At 69.8% G+C, this 17,574-nt stretch carries 17 protein-coding genes; 10 read left to right on the top strand and 7 right to left on the bottom strand.

Translation table 11 applies throughout. The features are described from left to right. Positions 1-32 precede the first annotated feature (32 nt). From VGN58_RS17735 to VGN58_RS17725, 3 genes are all read left to right on the top strand, one after another. Positions 33-1,142 carry a catalase family peroxidase gene (locus VGN58_RS17735; RefSeq protein WP_327484490.1) on the top strand — a complete coding sequence of 370 codons (1,110 nt, stop codon included), beginning with the start codon at positions 33-35 and terminating at the stop codon, positions 1,140-1,142. Then, positions 1,139-1,717, top strand: a complete 579-nt coding sequence (locus VGN58_RS17730; protein ID WP_327484489.1) for a cytochrome b — start codon at positions 1,139-1,141, stop codon at positions 1,715-1,717. Before VGN58_RS17735 ends, VGN58_RS17730 begins: the two co-directional genes overlap by 4 nt. A 65-nt stretch (positions 1,718-1,782) precedes the next feature. After that, positions 1,783-2,319, top strand: coding sequence for a pseudouridine synthase (locus VGN58_RS17725; RefSeq protein WP_327484694.1), 537 nt, complete (start codon positions 1,783-1,785; stop codon positions 2,317-2,319). A gap of 25 nt (positions 2,320-2,344) precedes the next feature. On the opposite strand, the gene VGN58_RS17720 is transcribed toward VGN58_RS17725, so the two are convergent. Beyond that, entirely contained in the window at positions 2,345-2,725 is a 381-nt protein-coding gene (locus VGN58_RS17720) for a hypothetical protein (RefSeq protein WP_327484488.1), read from the bottom strand. Positions 2,726-2,836: 111 nt separating this feature from the next. Between VGN58_RS17720 and VGN58_RS17715 the strand changes: the two genes are divergently transcribed. Further along, positions 2,837-3,496 (top strand): Fe2+-dependent dioxygenase, encoded by a 660-nt coding sequence (locus tag VGN58_RS17715; RefSeq protein WP_327484487.1) that lies wholly within the window; start codon positions 2,837-2,839, stop codon positions 3,494-3,496. A 15-nt stretch (positions 3,497-3,511) separates the two neighbouring features. Here the strand turns inward: VGN58_RS17715 and VGN58_RS17710 are convergent, their stop codons facing one another. Continuing rightward, complete coding sequence (locus tag VGN58_RS17710; protein WP_327484486.1) at positions 3,512-4,525, bottom strand: sulfotransferase; 1,014 nt, start codon at positions 4,523-4,525, stop codon at positions 3,512-3,514. 157 nt (positions 4,526-4,682) lie between these two features. After that, on the bottom strand, positions 4,683-7,304 hold the full coding sequence (gene hrpB / locus VGN58_RS17705; RefSeq protein WP_327484485.1) for an ATP-dependent helicase HrpB: 2,622 nt from the start codon (positions 7,302-7,304) through the stop codon (positions 4,683-4,685). A gap of 158 nt (positions 7,305-7,462) precedes the next feature. Between hrpB and VGN58_RS17700 the strand changes: the two genes are divergently transcribed. Further along, a complete protein-coding gene (locus VGN58_RS17700) occupies positions 7,463-8,266 on the top strand; it encodes a TatD family hydrolase (protein WP_327484484.1) in 804 nt (267 codons plus the stop codon). 1 nt (position 8,267) lies between these two features. Here VGN58_RS17700 and VGN58_RS17695 read toward each other — a convergent pair whose 3' ends face one another. Genes VGN58_RS17695 through VGN58_RS17680 form a run of 4 tightly spaced genes read right to left on the bottom strand, consistent with a single transcriptional unit; the run spans position 8,268 to position 11,867 of the window. Beyond that, complete coding sequence (locus VGN58_RS17695) at positions 8,268-9,167, bottom strand: NAD-dependent epimerase/dehydratase family protein (protein WP_327484483.1); 900 nt, start codon at positions 9,165-9,167, stop codon at positions 8,268-8,270. Beyond that, positions 9,164-10,093, bottom strand: coding sequence for a 2-dehydropantoate 2-reductase (gene panE / locus VGN58_RS17690; RefSeq protein WP_327484482.1), 930 nt, complete (start codon positions 10,091-10,093; stop codon positions 9,164-9,166). Before panE ends, VGN58_RS17695 begins: the two co-directional genes overlap by 4 nt. Then, positions 10,093-10,899: an ABC transporter permease gene (locus tag VGN58_RS17685; protein WP_327484481.1), complete on the bottom strand. Its 807-nt coding sequence runs from the start codon at positions 10,897-10,899 to the stop codon at positions 10,093-10,095. The genes panE and VGN58_RS17685 overlap by 1 nt, the downstream gene beginning before the upstream one ends. Next, on the bottom strand, positions 10,896-11,867 hold the full coding sequence (locus VGN58_RS17680; RefSeq protein ID WP_327484480.1) for an ABC transporter ATP-binding protein: 972 nt from the start codon (positions 11,865-11,867) through the stop codon (positions 10,896-10,898). The genes VGN58_RS17685 and VGN58_RS17680 overlap by 4 nt, the downstream gene beginning before the upstream one ends. A gap of 98 nt (positions 11,868-11,965) precedes the next feature. Here VGN58_RS17680 and VGN58_RS17675 point away from each other — a divergent pair, with 98 nt between their 5' ends. The 5 genes from VGN58_RS17675 to VGN58_RS17655 all read left to right on the top strand — a co-directional run bounded on the left by VGN58_RS17675 (position 11,966) and on the right by VGN58_RS17655 (position 17,507). Next, positions 11,966-12,718 carry a ferredoxin--NADP reductase gene (locus tag VGN58_RS17675; protein WP_327484479.1) on the top strand — a complete coding sequence of 251 codons (753 nt, stop codon included), beginning with the start codon at positions 11,966-11,968 and terminating at the stop codon, positions 12,716-12,718. A gap of 75 nt (positions 12,719-12,793) precedes the next feature. Continuing rightward, positions 12,794-13,957: a hypothetical protein gene (locus tag VGN58_RS17670; protein ID WP_327484478.1), complete on the top strand. Its 1,164-nt coding sequence runs from the start codon at positions 12,794-12,796 to the stop codon at positions 13,955-13,957. A gap of 76 nt (positions 13,958-14,033) precedes the next feature. Then, positions 14,034-15,539, top strand: coding sequence for an alpha/beta fold hydrolase (locus VGN58_RS17665; protein WP_327484477.1), 1,506 nt, complete (start codon positions 14,034-14,036; stop codon positions 15,537-15,539). A 43-nt stretch (positions 15,540-15,582) separates the two neighbouring features. Beyond that, complete coding sequence (locus tag VGN58_RS17660; protein ID WP_327484476.1) at positions 15,583-16,329, top strand: ATP-binding cassette domain-containing protein; 747 nt, start codon at positions 15,583-15,585, stop codon at positions 16,327-16,329. Further along, positions 16,326-17,507: an ABC transporter permease gene (locus VGN58_RS17655; protein WP_327484475.1), complete on the top strand. Its 1,182-nt coding sequence runs from the start codon at positions 16,326-16,328 to the stop codon at positions 17,505-17,507. Before VGN58_RS17660 ends, VGN58_RS17655 begins: the two co-directional genes overlap by 4 nt. Positions 17,508-17,574 lie beyond the last annotated feature (67 nt).

The raw sequence follows: 17,574 nt of genomic DNA, 5'->3' as shown, positions 1-17,574 counted from the left end.
TCCCACCCGCATCCCACGCCACAGGAACGCCCATGCCACCCCTCGCCGACGATCCCTCCTCGCCCGCGCCGCCGCCCCGCCCCTGGCGCGCCTGGGCCGTCATCGCCGGCCTGGTCCTGGCCCTGTCGCTGGCCTTCGCCTGGGTGGCGGGCTGGATCGGTCCGTCCGCCCGCCTCACCGCGCCGCGGCTGGTGGACGACATCGAGAACGGCAAACCCTATCCGGGGTTCCGGCGTGCGCACAGCAGGGGCGTCTGCGTCGCCGGTCATTTCGTGCCCACTGCGCAGGCCGCCGCGCTGTCGCGGGCCCGCGTCTTCGACCAGCCCCGCACGCCGGTGAGCGGGCGCCTGTCGATCGGCGGCGCCGATCCGTTCGGTGCCGAGGCGCAGGCGCGCGTGCGCAGCCTGGCGCTGGCACTGCGCACCGACGACGGACAGGAATGGCGAATGGCGATGAACAGCTTCCCGTTCTTCGCCGTCGCCACGACGGCGGGCTTCCGTGCGCAGATGCTGGCGTCGCGACCCGACCCGGCCACCGGCAAGCCCGACCCGGCGAAGATGGCGGCGTTCCTGGCGCAGTATCCGGAAGCCGCGCGCTTCCAGGCCTGGGCGAAGTCCGCGCCCTGGTCGGACAGCTGGGCGAATACCGAGTACAACGGCGTGAATGCCTTCCGCTTCATCGACGCGCAGGGCCGCTCGCGGTTCGTGCGGTGGTCGATGCGGCCCCAAGCGCCGTTCCAGCCGCTGGCCGACACAACGCGCCAGCAGGCCGAGGCGGACTACCTGCAGGGCGAGCTGCAGGCCAGGCTCGCGCGGGGCCCAGTGCGCTGGGACCTGGTGGTGACCGAGGCGGCCGAGGGCGATCCGGTCGACGATCCTTCGCAGCCATGGCCGGCGTCGCGTCCGCAACATGTCGTCGGCACGCTGGTGCTGGACCGCAGCGAGCCGCAGGACGCCGGTGCCTGCCGGGACGTCAACTATGACCCGACGGTCGTGCCGGACGGCATCGCCCTGTCGGGCGATCCGATCCTGGCCGCGCGCGCGGCGGCCTACAGCGTGTCGTTCAACCGGCGCGAACGCGAAACCGCCCGCGGCCAGATCGCGACACCGACGGACACGAAGACGACGGAGGCGACGCGATGAACCGGCACGGTCATTTCGACGCGTTCGCGCGCGCGCTGCACTGGAGCATGGCGGTGCTGATCCTGGCCATGCTGTTCATAGGCGTGGGCATGGTCGCGTCGCTGGAACTGCGGCCGCTGCTGATCGACCTGCACCGCCCGCTGGGCATGGCGCTGCTGGTGCTGGCGGCGATCCGCATGCTGCACCGCTGGCGTCATCCGCCGCCGCCGCTGCCGGCCTCGCTCTCCCGCGCGCAGGCGTTCGCCGCGAAGGCGTCGCATGTGGCGTTGTACGCCGCGATGCTGGCGATGCCGTTGCTCGGCTGGGCAATGCTGTCGGCAGGCGGCTACCCGGTGCGCATGACGGCGTCGTTCTCGCTGCCACCGATCCTGCCGCACGATCCTGTGCTGTACAGCCTGCTGCGGCAGGCACACGGCTGGGTGGGCTATGCGCTGTTCGCGCTGATCCTGCTGCACGTGGCGGCGGCGCTGCACCATGCCTGGGTGCGCCGCGATGGCGTGTTCGAGGCGATGGCGCGCGGAAGGACCCGTGCAGCCGCATCGCCCGACACCCCGCCGCCGACACCCGCAACCTGAAGGCTTTACGCGACACGGCATTGGCGTTGCAATGCGTGTCGTCTTCGACTGCCGGACTGCCGCGCGTGCTGATCGCGTTCAACAAGCCCTTCAACGTGCTCTGCCAGTTCACCGACCGCAGCGATCCGCCAAGGCGGACGCTGGCGGAATTCGGTCTGCCGCCCCGCGTGTATGCGGCGGGGCGACTGGACTACGACAGCGAAGGCCTGCTGCTGCTGACGGACGACGGCGCGCTGGCGCATCGGCTGACCGATCCGCGCCACAAGCAGCCGAAGACCTACTGGGTGCAGGTGGAAGGCACGCCGACGGAAGAGCACCTGGAGGCGCTGCGGCGCGGCGTGGCATTGAACGATGGGCCGACGCGGCCGGCACAGGTCGAACGGCTCGATCCGGTGCCCGCCTTGTGGCCACGCGACCCGCCCGTACGCTCCCGCAAGACCGTGCCGGACGCGTGGCTGTCGGTGACGATCACCGAAGGCCGCAACCGTCAGGTCCGGCGCATGACCGCCGCCGTCGGGTTGCCCACCCTGCGGCTGGTGCGTGCCGCCATGGGCCACACGCGGCTGGGCGACCTGGCGCCCGGTACCTGGCGCCCGCTTTGACGCAGGCCGCGCGGATGGCGACGGATCAGCTCTCGGTGGAACGGGCGGTGCTGCGCGGCTTGCGCGGCGTACCGGTCTTGCGTGCGGTGGACGTCCTGGACGTGCCGTTGACCTTGCGCGCCTCGACGCGACGGGACTTCCCTTCGATCGGGCCCGTGGCCTGCTCCTGCTTGCGCTTGCGGTAGGCCACCAGCGCCAGCAGACCGACACCGATGCCGGTGGCGACAGCGACGGCCGGATTGCGGCGCACGAAGCCCACGGCGAGCCGGCCGCCGGTCTTGGCGACGCCCAGCGCGGCACCGGTCTGCAGCAGCTTGTCCGCGCTCGGCACGGCATGCTTGAGGCTGGTGCCCGCCTGGCTGGCCAGCTCGAGGGCGCGGTCGGTGATGGTGGTCAGCTTGCTCATGTTCATTGCCCCTAGGGTCTGTTGACCGGGACAGTGTCCCCGTCGCGGTGTTTACGTCGCGTCATTCCGTGCCACGGTTGCCCACCGAATGCTGAACGGCGATCATGGCGCATGATCCATGTGCTGCCGAACATCCTCAACGCGGGCGAGCTGGCGACGGTGCGTGAGCTCATCCCGCAGGTGCGGTTTGCCGATGGCCGCATCACCAACCAGGCGTCCACGGTAAAGCGCAACCTGCAGGCGCCGGTCGACGATCCCGCGAACGCGCGCATCGCCGAGATCGCCCGCAACGCGCTGATGCGCCATGCCGATGTGCGCCTGTTCGGACAGCCACGACAGATGGCGCGCACGACCGTGGTCCGTTACGAGCCGGGCATGACGTACGGATGGCACGTGGACGAGGCGTTGTTCCCGTCCACGCCGCCGATGCGCAGCGACCTGTCGTGCACGGTCTTCCTGAATCCCCCGTCCGAGTACCAGGGCGGCGAACTGACCATCCAGCTCGGTTCGCAGGAACTGAGCTACAAGCTGCAGGCCGGCGATGCACTGCTGTATCCGTCGACGACGGTACACCAGGTCGCACCGGTGACGCAGGGTATCCGCATCGCGGCGATCACCTGGCTGCAGAGCTGGGTGGCGGACGTATCGCGCCGCGAGCTGCTGGCGCAGATCGAGGAAGCGCGTTCGCTGGCCGATCCCGCCAACGCACGCCAGCGGGTGCTGCTGGAATCGCTAAGGACCAACCTGTTCCGCATGTGGGCCGATACCTGACGCGCGCGACACGCCTCAGGCCAGCGACGGATGCCGTTGCTGCAACGTGCTGACGAAGGCTTCCGCGTCGACGATGGCCTCCCGGTGCAGGCCAAGCGAGCGCTCCAGGTCGTGGCGCCGATCCTCCACGCTGTAGCCGTGCTGCGGGGCCTTGGAATAGCGTGCCCACGCGGATGACGTCTTCGCCGCACCGATCCAGGCGGCATCCCAGCCGAGATGTCCGGCAATCGCCTCCAGCGTGGACTCCGGGGTTTCCAGCAGTCGCTCGAAATCCACGTGCAGCACGCGATCGCCCTCCGGACCCGCCTGCAAGGCCTTGCGGCGCGCATGCTCGGCCAACCACACCATGGCGCACTGCTGCGACAGCGTCAGGCGATGGAGCTGCAATGCCGCATCGTCCCCGACACGCTCGCGCAGCCACGCCAGCCGTGCGGGCGCGGTGGTGAGCGCGTCGCGCACGGAGTCAGGCGATTTCAGCACCGTGGCCAGATAGGGCCGCAGCGGCATGTCCATGAAGATCGCGCGGGCGCCAGGAAACGCGGCCAGCAACGGCGACACCAGGCTGTTGCAGCTGCTGGTCGCCTTGATGATGCAATGCCGGTCCGGTGCGAGCGGTCGCGCCAGCCGGCCCACGGTGTCGTGCAGCAACGCCTGCCATTCGTCGCGGGAAAAGCGGCCTTCCGGCAGGCCGGCATCGCGTTGATGCTCCGCCAGTCCCCGCAACGTCAGCGGTTCCCGCAACACCTGGGTCTGCGGATGTTCGGCCAGCAACCGACTGAGCAGCGTGGAGCCGCAATGGCCGATGTGGAACAGGAAATGGCATCCGGGCGGCGCGCCGGTCAGCGGCGGCAGCGCGTCCAGTGGCACCCAGCCACCCTGGGGCTTGTCGGCCAACGCCCGCTCATCCAGGAAGGCGGCCCGCGCACGTTGCGTGCGGTCGAGCCGCACGAACAGCATCCGCCTGCCGACGGCGTCCAGCCGGAACGGCATGAAGGCGGCGTCGTGCAGCATCGGGACGGGAGCGGTCATGGCGACAGGCAAGGGTGAAGACGGAAGAGTCTAAGCGTTTCGGCCGACGCGGCCACGCGCAAAGAAGACACGCATCGGCATGCGGTGCCCGCCGCCGAGGGGAAACCGCCGCGAACGTAATGGGTGCGCCGCCGCCGCGGCAGGCGATAACGACGCGCTACGTACCGCGCGGCTTCGCCCGATGGGTCGCCTGGGCGCTCCACGGGTCGTCGGGCCACGGATGCTTCGGATACCGCCCCTTCATCTCCTTCTTTACCTCGGCGTAGGTCGAGTTCCAGAAGTTGCGCAGGTCCGAGGTCACCTGCAACGGTTTGCCGCCGGGCGACAGCAGGTGCAGCAGCACCGGCACGCGACCGTCGGCCACGCGCGGTGTGTCGGCCAGGCCGAACAGCTCCTGCAGCTTCACCGCCAGCACCGGCGGTTGGCCGTGCGTGTATTCGATGCGGCGCTCCATCCCGGACGGCACGCTGATACGCACCGGCGCCAGCTGATCGATGCGCTGCCGGAGCGACCACTCCATGCCCGACTTCAGCGCGTTGGCCAGCTCGTCCTCCTCCAGCGCATCGAGCCGTGTCTTGCCGGCGAAGGCCGGCTTCAGCCAGTCGTCGAGCGTGGCGATCAGCGCGTCGTCGGACAGGTCGGGCAGGCCGAGATCCGGCATCCACTCGCGCAGGCAGCGCACGCGTTCGCGCCATTGCTGCAGCGACTCGGGCCACGACAGCGCGTCCAGGCCGAGATCGCGCACCGCGTCGGTCAACGCGGCGGCGGCGAGCGCGGGATCGACGCGGCCGGCAGGGCGCGCGTCGAAGACGATCTGGTCGAAGCGCGATTCGCGTTGCGCGGACAACGCGCGGCGCGAGGCATCCCAGCGCACCGTGTCTTCGGTGACGAAGCGGTCGGCGAAGTCGCGGCGCAGGCGCTGCTCGTCCACCGGCGCTCCCCGCTGCACCAGGGCGTCGCGGTTCTCGTGCCGCAGTTCGCTGACGACGATCCAGGGTTCGCCCACCAGCGCGCTGTCGTCGAACAGCCGCGCACTGCGCCCGTTCGCGAGCAGGTAGCGGCGTGCGTCCTGCGGATGCCGGAAGCCGATGCGGTCCGGAAACGCATGCATCAGCACGTCGCCCAGGCGATGCGCTTCAACGGACGATGGCGGTGCTGCATGCTCACGCACGCGGCGGCGCCACTGCTTCGCGGCGGCGTCGATCGCGGCCAGGCCGGACCGGTTCACGTCCTGTGGCGCGCGGCCGCTGCGGAACGCCGCCAGCGCACGCCAGCGCGCAGCCAGCGCATCGCCGCCCATCCGCAGCGGATCGCGCGCTTCGACCAGCGCGGCAAGATCGCAGGCGAGCGCGCGGTCCTCGCCCTCGCCTGCCGACAGCAGCATCGCCGCGAGCCGCGGATGCGTGCCGAGCGCGAGCATGCGCTTGCCCAGCGGCGTGATGGCATTCGTCGACGTCAGTGCGCCGAGGCGGCGCAGCAGATCGCGGGCCGCATTCATGGCGCCCGGCGGCGGCGCATCGACGAAACGCAGATCGTCGCTGCCCCACGCGGCCAGTTCCAATGCCAGCGCACCGAGCTCGACCAGCGCGATCTCCGGCCGCCGCTGCGGGTCCAGGCGCTGCGATTGCGGCCACAGGCGGTAGGCCCAGCCGTCGGCGACACGGCCGGCACGACCGGCGCGCTGGTCGGCGGAGGCCTGCGAGATGGTCGTCACTTCCAGTCGGGAGAAACCGCTGTTCGGATCGTAGGACGGCTCGCGCGCCTGTCCGCTGTCGACCACCACGCGCACGCCGGGCAGCGTCACCGACGATTCGGCCACGTTGGTCGCCAGCACCACGCGGCGGCGACCCTGCGGATCGGGCTGCAGCGCTTCGGACTGCTTTTCCACCGGCAGGTCGCCGTGCAGGGCCAGGACGATGAAATCGTCTTTCCCTTCTCCTCTCGGGAGGAGGTGCCCGGAAAGCGCGCCCCGGACCTGATCCGGGGGCGGATGAGGGGCGAGCGCAGCGTTGCTGCCGGAACCATCGCGTCCTTCGTTGCCCCTCTCCCCAACCCCTCTCCCGGCGGGAGAGGGGCTCAACAGTGCCTCCACGCGCGCGATCTCGCGCTGGCCGGGGAGGAACACCAGCACGTCGCCGGGATGCGACTGGACCGCCTGTTCGATGGCGCGGCGCACTTGGGATTCCTGCGATTCGTCTCGACGTGCGGGGACGTGCGACACCTGCACCGGGAAGCTGCGGCCCTCGCTGCTCAACCGTGGCGCATCGAGGAAGCGCGCCAGCTTCTCGCCGTCGAGCGTGGCGGACATCACGACGATGCGCAGGTCCTCGCGTACCTGCGCCTGCACGTCCAGCGCGAGCGCCAGGCCGAGGTCGCCGGCGAGGTGGCGTTCGTGGAACTCGTCGAACAGGATCGCGCCGACGCTCTCCAGCATCGGATCGTCCTGGATCATCCGGGTCAGGATGCCTTCGGTGACCACCTCGATCCGCGTGTCGGGTCCGACCTTGTTCTCGAAACGGATGCGGTAACCGACCGTGCCGCCCACCGCTTCGCCCCGCTGTTTCGCCATGAAGCCGGCCGCTGCGCGTGCGGCCACGCGGCGCGGCTCCAGCATCACGATCTTGCGGCCCTGCAGCCACGGCGCATCGAGCAGCGCCAGCGGCACCTGCGTGGTCTTGCCCGCACCGGGCGGCGCTTCCAGCACCAGGCGCGGATGCCCGGACAGGCTGCGGGCGATGTCCGGCAACAGCGGCGTGATGGGGAACGTGGGGGATGGCATGCGGTGCAAAGGATAAGCCCTTCCTGGTCGAACTCATGCACACGGATGTGGGAGCGACGTGAGTCGCGATGAACTACCGCGGAGGCCACTTCGCGACTTACGTCGCTCCCACATCGCACATCGCAGAACCCAGCGCTTACACCGGCTAAAATGCCACGATGGATCTCATCGACATCGGCGCCAACCTCACCCACGAAAGTTTCGACCACGACCGCAACGCGGTGCTGCAGCGCGCGCGCGAGGCCGGTGTGGTGCAGCAGGTGGTCACCGGCGCCAGCCGCGAACATTCGCCGACCGCGCTGCGCCTGGCGCAGGCGCATCCGGGCGAGCTGTTCGCCACCGCCGGCGTGCACCCGCACCACGCCACCGAGTACACCGACGAGTGCGATGCCGAGATGCGCGCGCTGCATGCGCACCCGGAAGTCGTGGCGGTGGGCGAATGCGGACTGGATTACTTCCGCGACTTCTCGCCGCGGCCGGCGCAGCGCAGGGCGTTCGAGCGGCAGCTGCAGATCGCGGTGGACACCGGCAAGCCGCTGTTCCTGCACCAGCGCGACGCGCACGACGACTTCGTGGCGATGATGAAGAACTTCGACGGCCAGCTCGGCCCTGCGGTGGTGCACTGCTTCACCGGCACGAAGAAGGAACTGTTCGACTGCCTGGACCAGGACTGGCACATCGGCATCACCGGCTGGCTGTGCGACGAGCGCCGCGGTCTGCACCTGCGCGAGCTGGTGAAGCACATCCCGGCGAACCGGCTGATGATCGAGACCGACGCGCCCTACCTGCTGCCGCGCACCGTGAAGCCGCAGCCCACGCACCGCCGCAACGAGCCGATGTACCTGGCCCACATCGTGGCCGAACTGGCGCGCGACCGCGGCGAGGACATCGAGGTCACCGCCGCCGCGACGACGGCGACGGCGCGCGCGTTCTTCCGGTTGCCGGAAACCACGCGCGGCTGAGTCACGCGCGGGGCGGACGACCTTCGCCGGCCTGCCAGAGCGCGTCCAGCCCGTACCGGTAGTTCGGATGACGGGGGCGCCAGTGCAGGGCCTCATAAGTCCCGCTGGCGTCGATGCGCTTGCAGCTGCCGTAGAAGCGCCGCTGCGCGGGCGACGCCTGCACCGGGTCGTAGGGGCGGGCGGGAGGCAGCGGCAGCCCGCTGAGCACGGCAGCATGGGCCAGCACGTCCTGCGGGGCGGCCGGCAGCGTGTCGGCCAGCAGGTAGATCGCGTCGGCGGTGCGCGTGCGGTGCAGCGACGCGACCACCGCATCGCAGGCATCGTCCACGTGGATGCGGTTGAACACCAGGCCCGGTTTCACCACGTGGCGCGCCGTGCCGTCGGCCAGCGACCGCAGCGCATTGCGGCCGGGTCCGTAGAGGCCGGCCAGACGGAACACGCCGCAGGCGACGCCGCGACGCTGCGCCAGCGCCTGCCATTGCGCCTCGGCCCGCCGGCGCGCCTCTGCCGTCGGATCGGTTCCGTCGGCAGGGGACGTCTCATCCACCACGCCTCCCTGACGGTCGGCGTAGACGCCGGTGGAAGAAAGGTAGCCGAGCCAGCGCAGGCGGGGGTTGTCCGCCAGGGCCGCGGCGGCGGTACGCAGCGACGGATCGCCTTCCGCATCCGGTGGTATCGAGCCGAGCACGGCGTCGGCTTGCGCGAGCGCCGCCTGCAGGCGCGCATCGAGCGGCGCGTCGGCGATGAAGGGCAACCGCGAGGCCGCGTCCGCCGCCGTCCGCGAGGTACCGATGCATTCCACCCCATGTGCGCGCAGGCGATCGGCCAGACGGGTACCGGTATAGCCCATGCCCAGCACGACCAGCCGCCGCAGCCACGGCGGAGGCGCGGGCGCCGTCATGGGGTGCGCAGTCGCTCGTAGGCCTGCAGGTGCACCCAGGCGGTGTGCAGGCGGGGAACGGCGATGCCGTGCAGGCCCGCGCGATGGACCATGTCGCCGACGATGTGCGCCGCTTCGACGCGTTGGCCGGCTTCCAGGTCGCGCAGAATCGAAGCCTTCATCGGCGAGCCGGCGGCGGTCAGGATGTCGCGTGCGGTCGCCTGCGCCGTTGCCGGCACCGGCTGTCCGGACGCGGCGGCCACGGCCAGGCATTCGTCATGCAGCGCGATCATGACATCCGCACCCCCCTCGCCCGCGACGATGGTGCCGATCGGCGCGCGCATCAGGCAGGTGCCGGCGGCGAGGGCGGTGAGGAAGGTGTACTTGATCCACTGCGCCTGCGCGATGTCCGCCGTGTGCGCGTGATCGACGCCCGCCCGTGCGCAGGCGTCGGCAAGCGCGTGCAGGCGCGGATCGGGCGCCTGGCCGGCGCGCTCACCGAAGGTCATCGACGCCGGTGTGCCCAGGTGCAGGATCTCGCCCTGCTGGCCGAGCGTCGCGCTGATGAAGCACAGACCGCCGAGCACATGGTCGGATCCGAAACGCGCGTCCAGCGCATCGTAGTGGCGCAGCCCGTTGAGCAGCGGCAGCACGCGCGCACCGGTGTGGACAGCCGGTGCGATGGCGTCCATCGCACTGTCCAGGTCGTAGGCCTTGCAGCTCAGCAGCACCAGGTCGAACGGGGCGGCCTCCGCCAGCGTATCCGCCGTCAGCAGTTGCGCGGACACATCAGCGTCGCCGAGCGGACTGCGGATGCGCAGGCCGCGTTCGCGCAGCAGCGCCGCGCGCGCCGGGCGCACCAGGAAGCTGACGTCGATCCCCGCCTGCGCCAGCCGGCCACCGAAGTACCCGCCGGTGCCACCGGCGCCGAGCACGAGCAGCCGCATCAGCTGCGCAGTCCCACGCCCTTCCTCAACAGCCACAGGCCCAGCGCGGCCAGGCCGACCACGAAGGCCAGCATCAGCGCATACGCGATCCACAGCGGCACGTCGCTGGTGCCGAGCAGGCCGTAGCGGAACGCGTTGACCATGTAGAAGATCGGGTTGGCGTGGGTCAGCGCTTCCGCCCACGGCGGCAGCAGCTTGACCGAGTAGAACACGCCGCCCAGGTAGGTCAGCGGGGTGAGGATGAAGGTCGGCACGATGGCGATGTCGTCGAACTTCTTGGCGTACGCGGCGTTGACGAAGCCCGCCAGCGAGAAGATCGTCGCGCCCAGCAGCACGGTGCTGATCGTCACCAGCGGGTGCGGCACGCGCACCTTGGTGAAGAACATGGCGATCACCAGCACGATGGCGCCCACCATCAGCCCGCGCAGCACGGCGCCGGCCACGTAGCCGAGCAGGATCACCCAGTTCGGCATCGGGCTGACCAGCAGCTCCTCGACGTGGCGGCCGAACTTGGCGCCGAAGAAGCTGGAGCTGATGTTGCCGTAGCTGTTCTGGATGATGCTCATCATCACCAGGCCCGGCACGATGAACTCCATGTAGCTGTAGCCGCCCATGTCGCCGATGCGGCTGCCGATCAGGCCGCCGAAGATCAGGAAATACAGCGTCATGGTGATGGCCGGCGGTACCAGGGTCTGGCCCCAGATGCGCAGGATGCGGGCGACTTCGCGGCGGACGATGGTGCCCAGCGCCACCAGGTTCTTGCGGAACGGCGTGCTGGCGGCGGAGTGCAGGTCGGTCGTGCTCATGCGGCCTGCTCCCGCTTGGCGGCGGCTTCGTCGCCGGTCAGGCGCACGAACAGCTCCTCCAGCCGGTTGCTCTTGGTACGCATGGAGCGCACGCGGATGCCCGCATCGCCCAGGGCGGTGAAGACGCGGTTGAGGTCCATCGCGCGCGGCATGTCCAGGTCCAGGGTATGGCTGTCGCTGGCGGACAGGGTGGTGCCTTCGATCACCGGCAGCTGCGCGGGCAGCTCGCCGTCGATGTCGAACAGGAAGCCTTCGACATCCAGTTTGGCCAGCAGCGCCCGCATCGGGCCCTGCTCGACGATGACGCCGCGGTCGATGATGGCGAGGTTGCGGCAGAGGCTCTCGGCCTCTTCCAGGTAGTGCGTGGTCAGGATGATGGTGGTGCCGGCTTCGTTGATGTCCTTCAGCGTCTTCCACATGCCGCGGCGGATCTCGATGTCCACGCCGGCGGTGGGTTCGTCGAGGATCAGCAGCTTCGGCCGGGTCATCATGGCGCGGGCGATCATCAGCCGGCGCTTCATGCCGCCGGACAGCGTGCGGCTCATGACGTTGGCCTTCTCCCACAGCTGCGCGCGCCTGAGTTCCTCTTCGGCCCGCACCAGCGCCTCGGCGCGCGGGATGCCGTAGAAGCCCGCGTAGTTCACGCAGATGTCGAGCGGCTTCTCGAACATGTTGAAGTTGATCTCCTGCGGCACCAGGCCCAGCAGGCGCATCGCACCGTCGCGGTCGCGGTCGATGTCCACGCCGAACACGCTTACCTGGCCGCCGCTCTTGTTGACCAGCGAACTGACCACGCCGATCAGCGTGGACTTGCCGGCGCCGTTGGGCCCGAGCAGGGCGAAGAAATCGCCGGGCTCGACCTGCAGCGACACGCCCTTGAGGGCCTGCACGCCGGTGTCGTAGACCTTGCGCAGGTCGGAGATGGCCAGCGCGGGCGCCGCCGCGGAAGCCGTTGTCGCAGACGCCATGGGGTACCTTGTGGCGCCACGACGGCGCCCGGGGAATCGAACGCTTATTATAGGCGTCCCGCCGGGGCCGCCCCGGGCCACACAGTGTTCCAGCCGCCTTGGCGATCGCGCATTTCCCGTTGAAACTCGTCGGACGCCGCATGCTGGCGCCCAGCGTGGGCCACTACTGCTTCGTCCGCGACGACGGGCTGCCGCTGGATTTCATCCCCGGGCAGTTCATCCAAGTGCACTTCCACTACGCCGACGGCACCGCCACCAAGCGCAGCTATTCGCTGGCGACCCTCCACGACCATGCGATGGGGCCGGGCGAAGCGGTCGAGATCGCGGTCAGTTACGTGCCGGGCGGTGCGGCGACCGCCCTGTTCGAGGGCCTGCCGGAAGGCGGGCGCGTGGAAGCCAGCGGCCCGTTCGGTCGTTTCTGCCTGATGCCCGGCGACCGCAATGCGCGCTACCTGCTGATCGCCACGGGCACGGGCGTGACGCCCTACCGCTCGATGCTGCCGCAGCTGGCCGCGCTGATGGCCGAACGCGGCGTCGAGGTCGTGCTGCTGCAGGGCGCGCGCACGCCGACGGAACTGCTGTACGGCGACGACTTCCGTGCCTTCGCCGACGCACACCCCGGCTTCCGCTACGTGCCCTGCCTGTCGCGCGAGCGGCCGGCCGATCCGCACCCCGACGTGCGCCAGGGCTATGTGCAGCAGCACCTGGCCGAGTTCGCGCCGGATGCCGCGCGCGACATCGCCTACCTGTGCGGCAATCCGGACATGGTGGATGCCTGCTTCGAGGCGCTGAAGGGACACGGCCTGCCGGTGCCCCAGATCCGCCGCGAGAAGTACGTCTCCAGCAAGTAGCGCCACGTCCGTGCCGGCCGGTACGGGCTGCGGCCGGTGCATGCGTCTACACTGGGGCAGGGGGAACGCATCGCGATGCCGGATCACACCTTCGATGTCGCCTCGCTGTATCCGCGCGATGCCGCCGGCCCCGCGGCATCGCGCTGGCGCGGGTGGGGATCGATGCTGGTCGGCATGGGCGTCGGCGCCATCGTGGGTGCCGCGCTTGCACTCGCCGGGGTCACCCTGGGCCGTCAAGTCGCGGCGCTGGACTGGCTCATCGCTGGCCTGCTGCTGGGGTTGTGGCCGAACGTCGTGCTGCACGAAGCCGGGCATCTGCTGGCCGGCATGATGGCGGGCATGCGGCCCATCGCGCTGGGCATCGGTCCGTTCCGCTACGAGCGCACGCTGGCCGGATGGCGCGGTTATCGCGGCAGCGCACTGCAGGGGATCGCCGGCTTTGCGGCGTTGCTGCCGCACGGCACGACCGGCGGGACACGCGGTGCTCAGGCGATGATGCTGGCAGGCGGCCCGATGGCGAACCTGCTTACCGCCGCCGTGTGCCTCGTCGCCGCTTCCCTGCTCGATGGCTCCCCGCGGATTGAGGGCCTGTTGATGGGCGTTGGCGGCGGCGCGCTGGTACTGGGCGCCGCCAACCTGTTTCCGTTCACGGTCGCGGCGGGATGGCGTTCGGATGGACGCAATCTGCTGGACCTGGCTCGTCGCGCGCCCGATGCCGATCTTTATCTCGCCCTGCAGCGTGTCGTCGGCCTGAGCCTGGCAGGTCAGCGACCGCGCGACTGGCCCGCGAGCGCACTGCCCGCCGCCACGCCTGATCTTCCACCCATGATGCTCGCGTTCTCCGTCCACATGCTGTGCCTGTCGCACACGATGGATCGAGGCGATGCCGAGGCCGCTTCCGCGCACGCACGTTGGCTGGCCCACCACTGGACGGCGGCACCTCCGGGCCAGCGACCCGCGATTGCCACGCAGATGGGCGGCTACGCGGCGATCATCGCCCGCGACGGCGCCCTGCTGTCGGCCTGGCGCCCGCTGTGCGAAGGCGGCCTGCTCGATCTTTCGCCCTATCGCGCGTGGCTGGATGCCGAACTGGCACTGCTGCAGGACGACCCCGCCCTCCCGCAACGGGTCACGCAGGCGCGCGCGCTGCTTCCCCGTGTGCACGACGCCGGCAGTGCGCGGGTACTCGAGGACCATATCGACCGCTTGCTGCAGCGGCAGTGCACGTCCTCGCACTGATTGCCGGCTCTCCGGTCACATCCGTCCCGCCGCAGCGTCATGGCATGCTGGGACCCGCCTCCAACGGAACTGATACATGGCACTTCTTCATCGATCACTCGCACTCGCCCTGGGTGCCACACTGCTGGCCGGCTGCAGCGGCAGCGCGACCGGCCCCGACCAGCAGGCCGTGCGCCACTACGGCGACATCGCGTTCACGCCCTGCACCCTGACCGCACCGCATCTGACCACCACGGTAGAGGCGCAATGCGCCACCTACGAGGTGGCCGAGGATCCGGCGAAGCCGGAGGGCCGCAAGGTGGCATTGAACATCGCGTGGCTGCCGGCCACCAACGAAGGCGCCGCGACGGACGACCCGGTGTTTTTCCTGGCCGGTGGCCCGGGGCAGTCCGCCGTGCAGGTCTGGCCGAGCATCGATGCGGCCTTCCGCGACGTGCGCAAGTCGCGGCACATCGTGCTGGTCGACCAGCGCGGTACCGGCAAGTCGAATCCGCTGGCCTGCAAGGACGGCGAGGGCCGCAACGCCTACACCGATCCGGACGACATGAGCGAAGCGGCGGCGGCCGCCTTCGCCCGCGACTGCGCGGCGTCGCTGCAGGCCGATCCGCGCTTCTACACCACCACCGACGCCGTCCGCGACCTGGACAGCGTGCGCAAGGCGCTGGGTGCGGCGAAGATCAACCTGGTCGGCGGCTCGTACGGCACGCGCGTGGCGCAGCAGTACGCGATGCGCCACCCCGACCGCACGCGCAGTGTGGTGATCGATGGCGTGGTGCCGAACGAGCTGGTGCTGGGCAGCGAGCACGCCCGCAACCTGGACGCGGCGCTGGCGCTGCAGTTCCAGCGCTGCCAGGCCACGCCGACCTGCAGGCAGCGTTTCGGCGACGACCTGCGCGGCCAGTTGCGCACCTTGATGACGCGGTTGGCCGCGGCACCGGTGAGCACCGAGTACCGCGATCCGTCGACCGGCGAGCTGGTCACCGGCGAGGTCACCGCCGCGACGGTCGCGGGCATCACCCGCATGTATTCGTACGTGCCGCAGGGCGCCGCCCTGCTGCCGCTGGTATTGAACGAAGCGCAACAGGGCCGCTACGGCTCGCTGATGTCGCTGTCGAAGCTGCTGGAAAGCCAGGTCGGCGACCAGTTCATGCATGGCATGCAGCTGTCGGTGATCTGCGCCGAGGACGCGGACCTGCTGAAGGCCGATCCCGCCGACGCCGACACCGTGCTGGGCAGCCTGCTCGGCGATACGCTGAAGACGCAATGCACGGCGTGGCCCACCGGCAAGCGGCCGGCCGACTTCCACACCGCGTGGACCTCCGACATCCCCACGCTGATCACCTCGGGCGAACTGGACCCGGTCACCCCGCCGCGCTACGGCGAGCAGGTGCTGCGCACGTTGTCGAACGCCCGCCACCTGACGCTGAAGGGCCAGGGCCACGGCACGTTCGCCGTCGGCTGCATGCCCAAGCTGCTGGGCCGCTTCCTGGAGACCGCCAACGCCAAGGACCTGGACGCCACGTGCCTGGACAGTCTCGACTACGTGCCGCCCTTCACCAGCTTCAACGGCTGGGAGCCGTGAGCCGCGCCCCCGCGCGCCCGCCCTCTTCAATGGACATGACCGAATGATCATCGCCAACGACCTGCACAAGTCCTTCAAGACCAAGACCGGCACGGTCACCGCCGTGGACGGCGTCAGCTTCACCGCCCACGACGGCCAGATCACCGGCCTGCTCGGCCCCAACGGCGCCGGCAAGACCACCACCATGCGCATGCTGTATACGCTGATGACGCCCGACCGCGGCGAAGTGCGCGTGGACGGCCTGGATACCGCGCGCGAACCCGTCGCGGTGCGCCGCGCGCTGGGCGTGCTGCCCGACGCGCGCGGCGTCTACAAGCGCCTGACCGCGCGCGAGAACATCGCGTACTTCGGCGAGCTGCACGGGCTGTCGTCGAAGCAGATCGCGGAGCGCACGAAGGCGTTGTCCGAGGCGCTGGACATGGGCGACATCCTCGACCGCCAGACCGAGGGCTTCAGCCAGGGCCAGCGCACCAAGACCGCGATCGCGCGCGCGCTGGTGCACGACCCGCGCAACGTCATCCTCGACGAACCCACCAACGGCCTGGACGTGATGACGACGCGTGCGATGCGCGGCTTCCTGCGCCAGCTGCGCGACGAGGGCCGCTGCGTGATCTTCTCCAGCCACATCATGCAGGAGGTGGCCGCGCTCTGCGACCGCATCGTCATCATCGCCAAGGGCACGGTAGTGGCCGCCGGCACGGCGGACGAACTGCGGGCGCAGGCGGGTGAGGACAACCTGGAGGACGCCTTCGTCAAGGTGATCGGGTCGGAGGAGGGCCTGCTGGCATGAACATGTTCCGTACCGTCTTTACCGTGATGCGCAAGGAACTGCGTGACCTCTCGCGCGACCGCCGCACGCTCGCGCTCGCCCTGTTCCTCGGCCCGCTGCTGTATCCCGCGCTGATGCTGGGCATGGGCTACCTGACCGAGAACCGCATCCGCACCCAGGTCGACAAGACGCTGGAAATCCCGATGGTGGGCGCCGAACATGCGCCGAATCTGGTGAAGTTCCTCGCCACCAACGGCATCACCGCCGGCAAGGCACCGGACAACCTGGATACGGCGATCCGCACGCAGGAGATCGATGTCGCGCTGCGCATCAGCCCCGACTACGCGGACGACTGGCGCAACGGCCGGCCGGCGCTGGTGGAGATCATCCGCGACAGCACGCGCCGCGATGCGGACATTCCGACCCAGCGCGTCAATGCCGCACTCTCCGCGTACAGCCAGCAGGTCGGCGCGCTGCGCCTGCTCGCACGTGGCGTGGATGCCTCGGTCGCGCGGCCGGTCAGCGTCGGCATGCAGGACCTGGCTACGCCTGAAGCCAAGCAGGGCATGCTGCTGTCGGTGCTGCTGCCGTACCTGCTGATCCTCACCTCGTTCATCGGCGGTGCCTACCTGATCCTCGATGCCACCGCCGGCGAGCGCGAACGGCAATCGCTGGAACCGCTGCTGGCCACTCCGGCGCCGCGCAGCGCGGTGGTCAGCGGCAAGATCGCCGCGGCCTGCGTGATCGGCCTGACCACGCTGCTGCTCACGCTGCTGGCGTTCAAGTTCAGCGCGCAGTTCGCCGGCACGCTGGGACGGCAGTTGAACGTGTCGTTCCTGTCGATGGGCAAGATGCTGCTGATCCTGCTGCCGATGCTGTTCATCGGCACCTCGCTGCTGACCTACCTCGCGGCTTCGGCCAAGAGCATGAAGGAAGCACAGAGCCACATGACGTGGCTGATGCTGCTGCCGATGATCCCGACCTTCGCGCTGATGGCCAACCCGCTGAAGAGCCAGCCGTGGCAGTTCGCCGTGCCGTTCCTTGCGCAGAACCAGCTGCTGCTGAAAGTGATCCGCAACGAGTACATCGGCCCGCAGACGTGGGGCATCTACATCGCCGCAGCGTTCGGCGTGGCGGCGCTGCTGTGGTACGCGGCCGTGCGCCGCTACCACCAGGAGAAGCTGGCCATCGCCGGCTGACACGATCGATACGCCGGCACGAGAACGGCCACCTCGGGGTGGCCGTTTTTTCTTCGAGCTCAGAAGC

It is taken from the genome of Pseudoxanthomonas sp. (assembly GCF_035999195.1).
In the GTDB taxonomy this organism is placed as follows: domain Bacteria; phylum Pseudomonadota; class Gammaproteobacteria; order Xanthomonadales; family Xanthomonadaceae; genus Pseudoxanthomonas_A.
The sequence above is the reverse complement of the archived record's forward strand: the minus strand, read 5'-3'. Positions and strand labels throughout refer to the sequence as shown.

Bases quoted from the DNA above. Each gene is read 5' to 3' on its own strand.
- VGN58_RS17735 (WP_327484490.1), top strand. From the start codon at position 33: ATGCCACCCCTCGCCGACGATCCCTCCTCGCCCGCGCCGCCGCCCCGC.
- VGN58_RS17730 (WP_327484489.1), top strand. From the start codon at position 1,139: ATGAACCGGCACGGTCATTTCGACGCGTTCGCGCGCGCGCTGCACTGG.
- VGN58_RS17720 (WP_327484488.1), bottom strand. From the start codon at position 2,725: ATGAGCAAGCTGACCACCATCACCGACCGCGCCCTCGAGCTGGCCAGC.
- VGN58_RS17715 (WP_327484487.1), top strand. From the start codon at position 2,837: ATGATCCATGTGCTGCCGAACATCCTCAACGCGGGCGAGCTGGCGACG.
- VGN58_RS17710 (WP_327484486.1), bottom strand. From the start codon at position 4,525: ATGACCGCTCCCGTCCCGATGCTGCACGACGCCGCCTTCATGCCGTTC.
- hrpB (WP_327484485.1), bottom strand. From the start codon at position 7,304: ATGCCATCCCCCACGTTCCCCATCACGCCGCTGTTGCCGGACATCGCC.
- VGN58_RS17700 (WP_327484484.1), top strand. From the start codon at position 7,463: ATGGATCTCATCGACATCGGCGCCAACCTCACCCACGAAAGTTTCGAC.
- VGN58_RS17695 (WP_327484483.1), bottom strand. From the start codon at position 9,167: ATGACGGCGCCCGCGCCTCCGCCGTGGCTGCGGCGGCTGGTCGTGCTG.
- panE (WP_327484482.1), bottom strand. From the start codon at position 10,093: ATGCGGCTGCTCGTGCTCGGCGCCGGTGGCACCGGCGGGTACTTCGGT.
- VGN58_RS17685 (WP_327484481.1), bottom strand. From the start codon at position 10,899: ATGAGCACGACCGACCTGCACTCCGCCGCCAGCACGCCGTTCCGCAAG.
- VGN58_RS17680 (WP_327484480.1), bottom strand. From the start codon at position 11,867: ATGGCGTCTGCGACAACGGCTTCCGCGGCGGCGCCCGCGCTGGCCATC.
- VGN58_RS17670 (WP_327484478.1), top strand. From the start codon at position 12,794: ATGCCGGATCACACCTTCGATGTCGCCTCGCTGTATCCGCGCGATGCC.
- VGN58_RS17665 (WP_327484477.1), top strand. From the start codon at position 14,034: ATGGCACTTCTTCATCGATCACTCGCACTCGCCCTGGGTGCCACACTG.
- VGN58_RS17660 (WP_327484476.1), top strand. From the start codon at position 15,583: ATGATCATCGCCAACGACCTGCACAAGTCCTTCAAGACCAAGACCGGC.
- VGN58_RS17655 (WP_327484475.1), top strand. From the start codon at position 16,326: ATGAACATGTTCCGTACCGTCTTTACCGTGATGCGCAAGGAACTGCGT.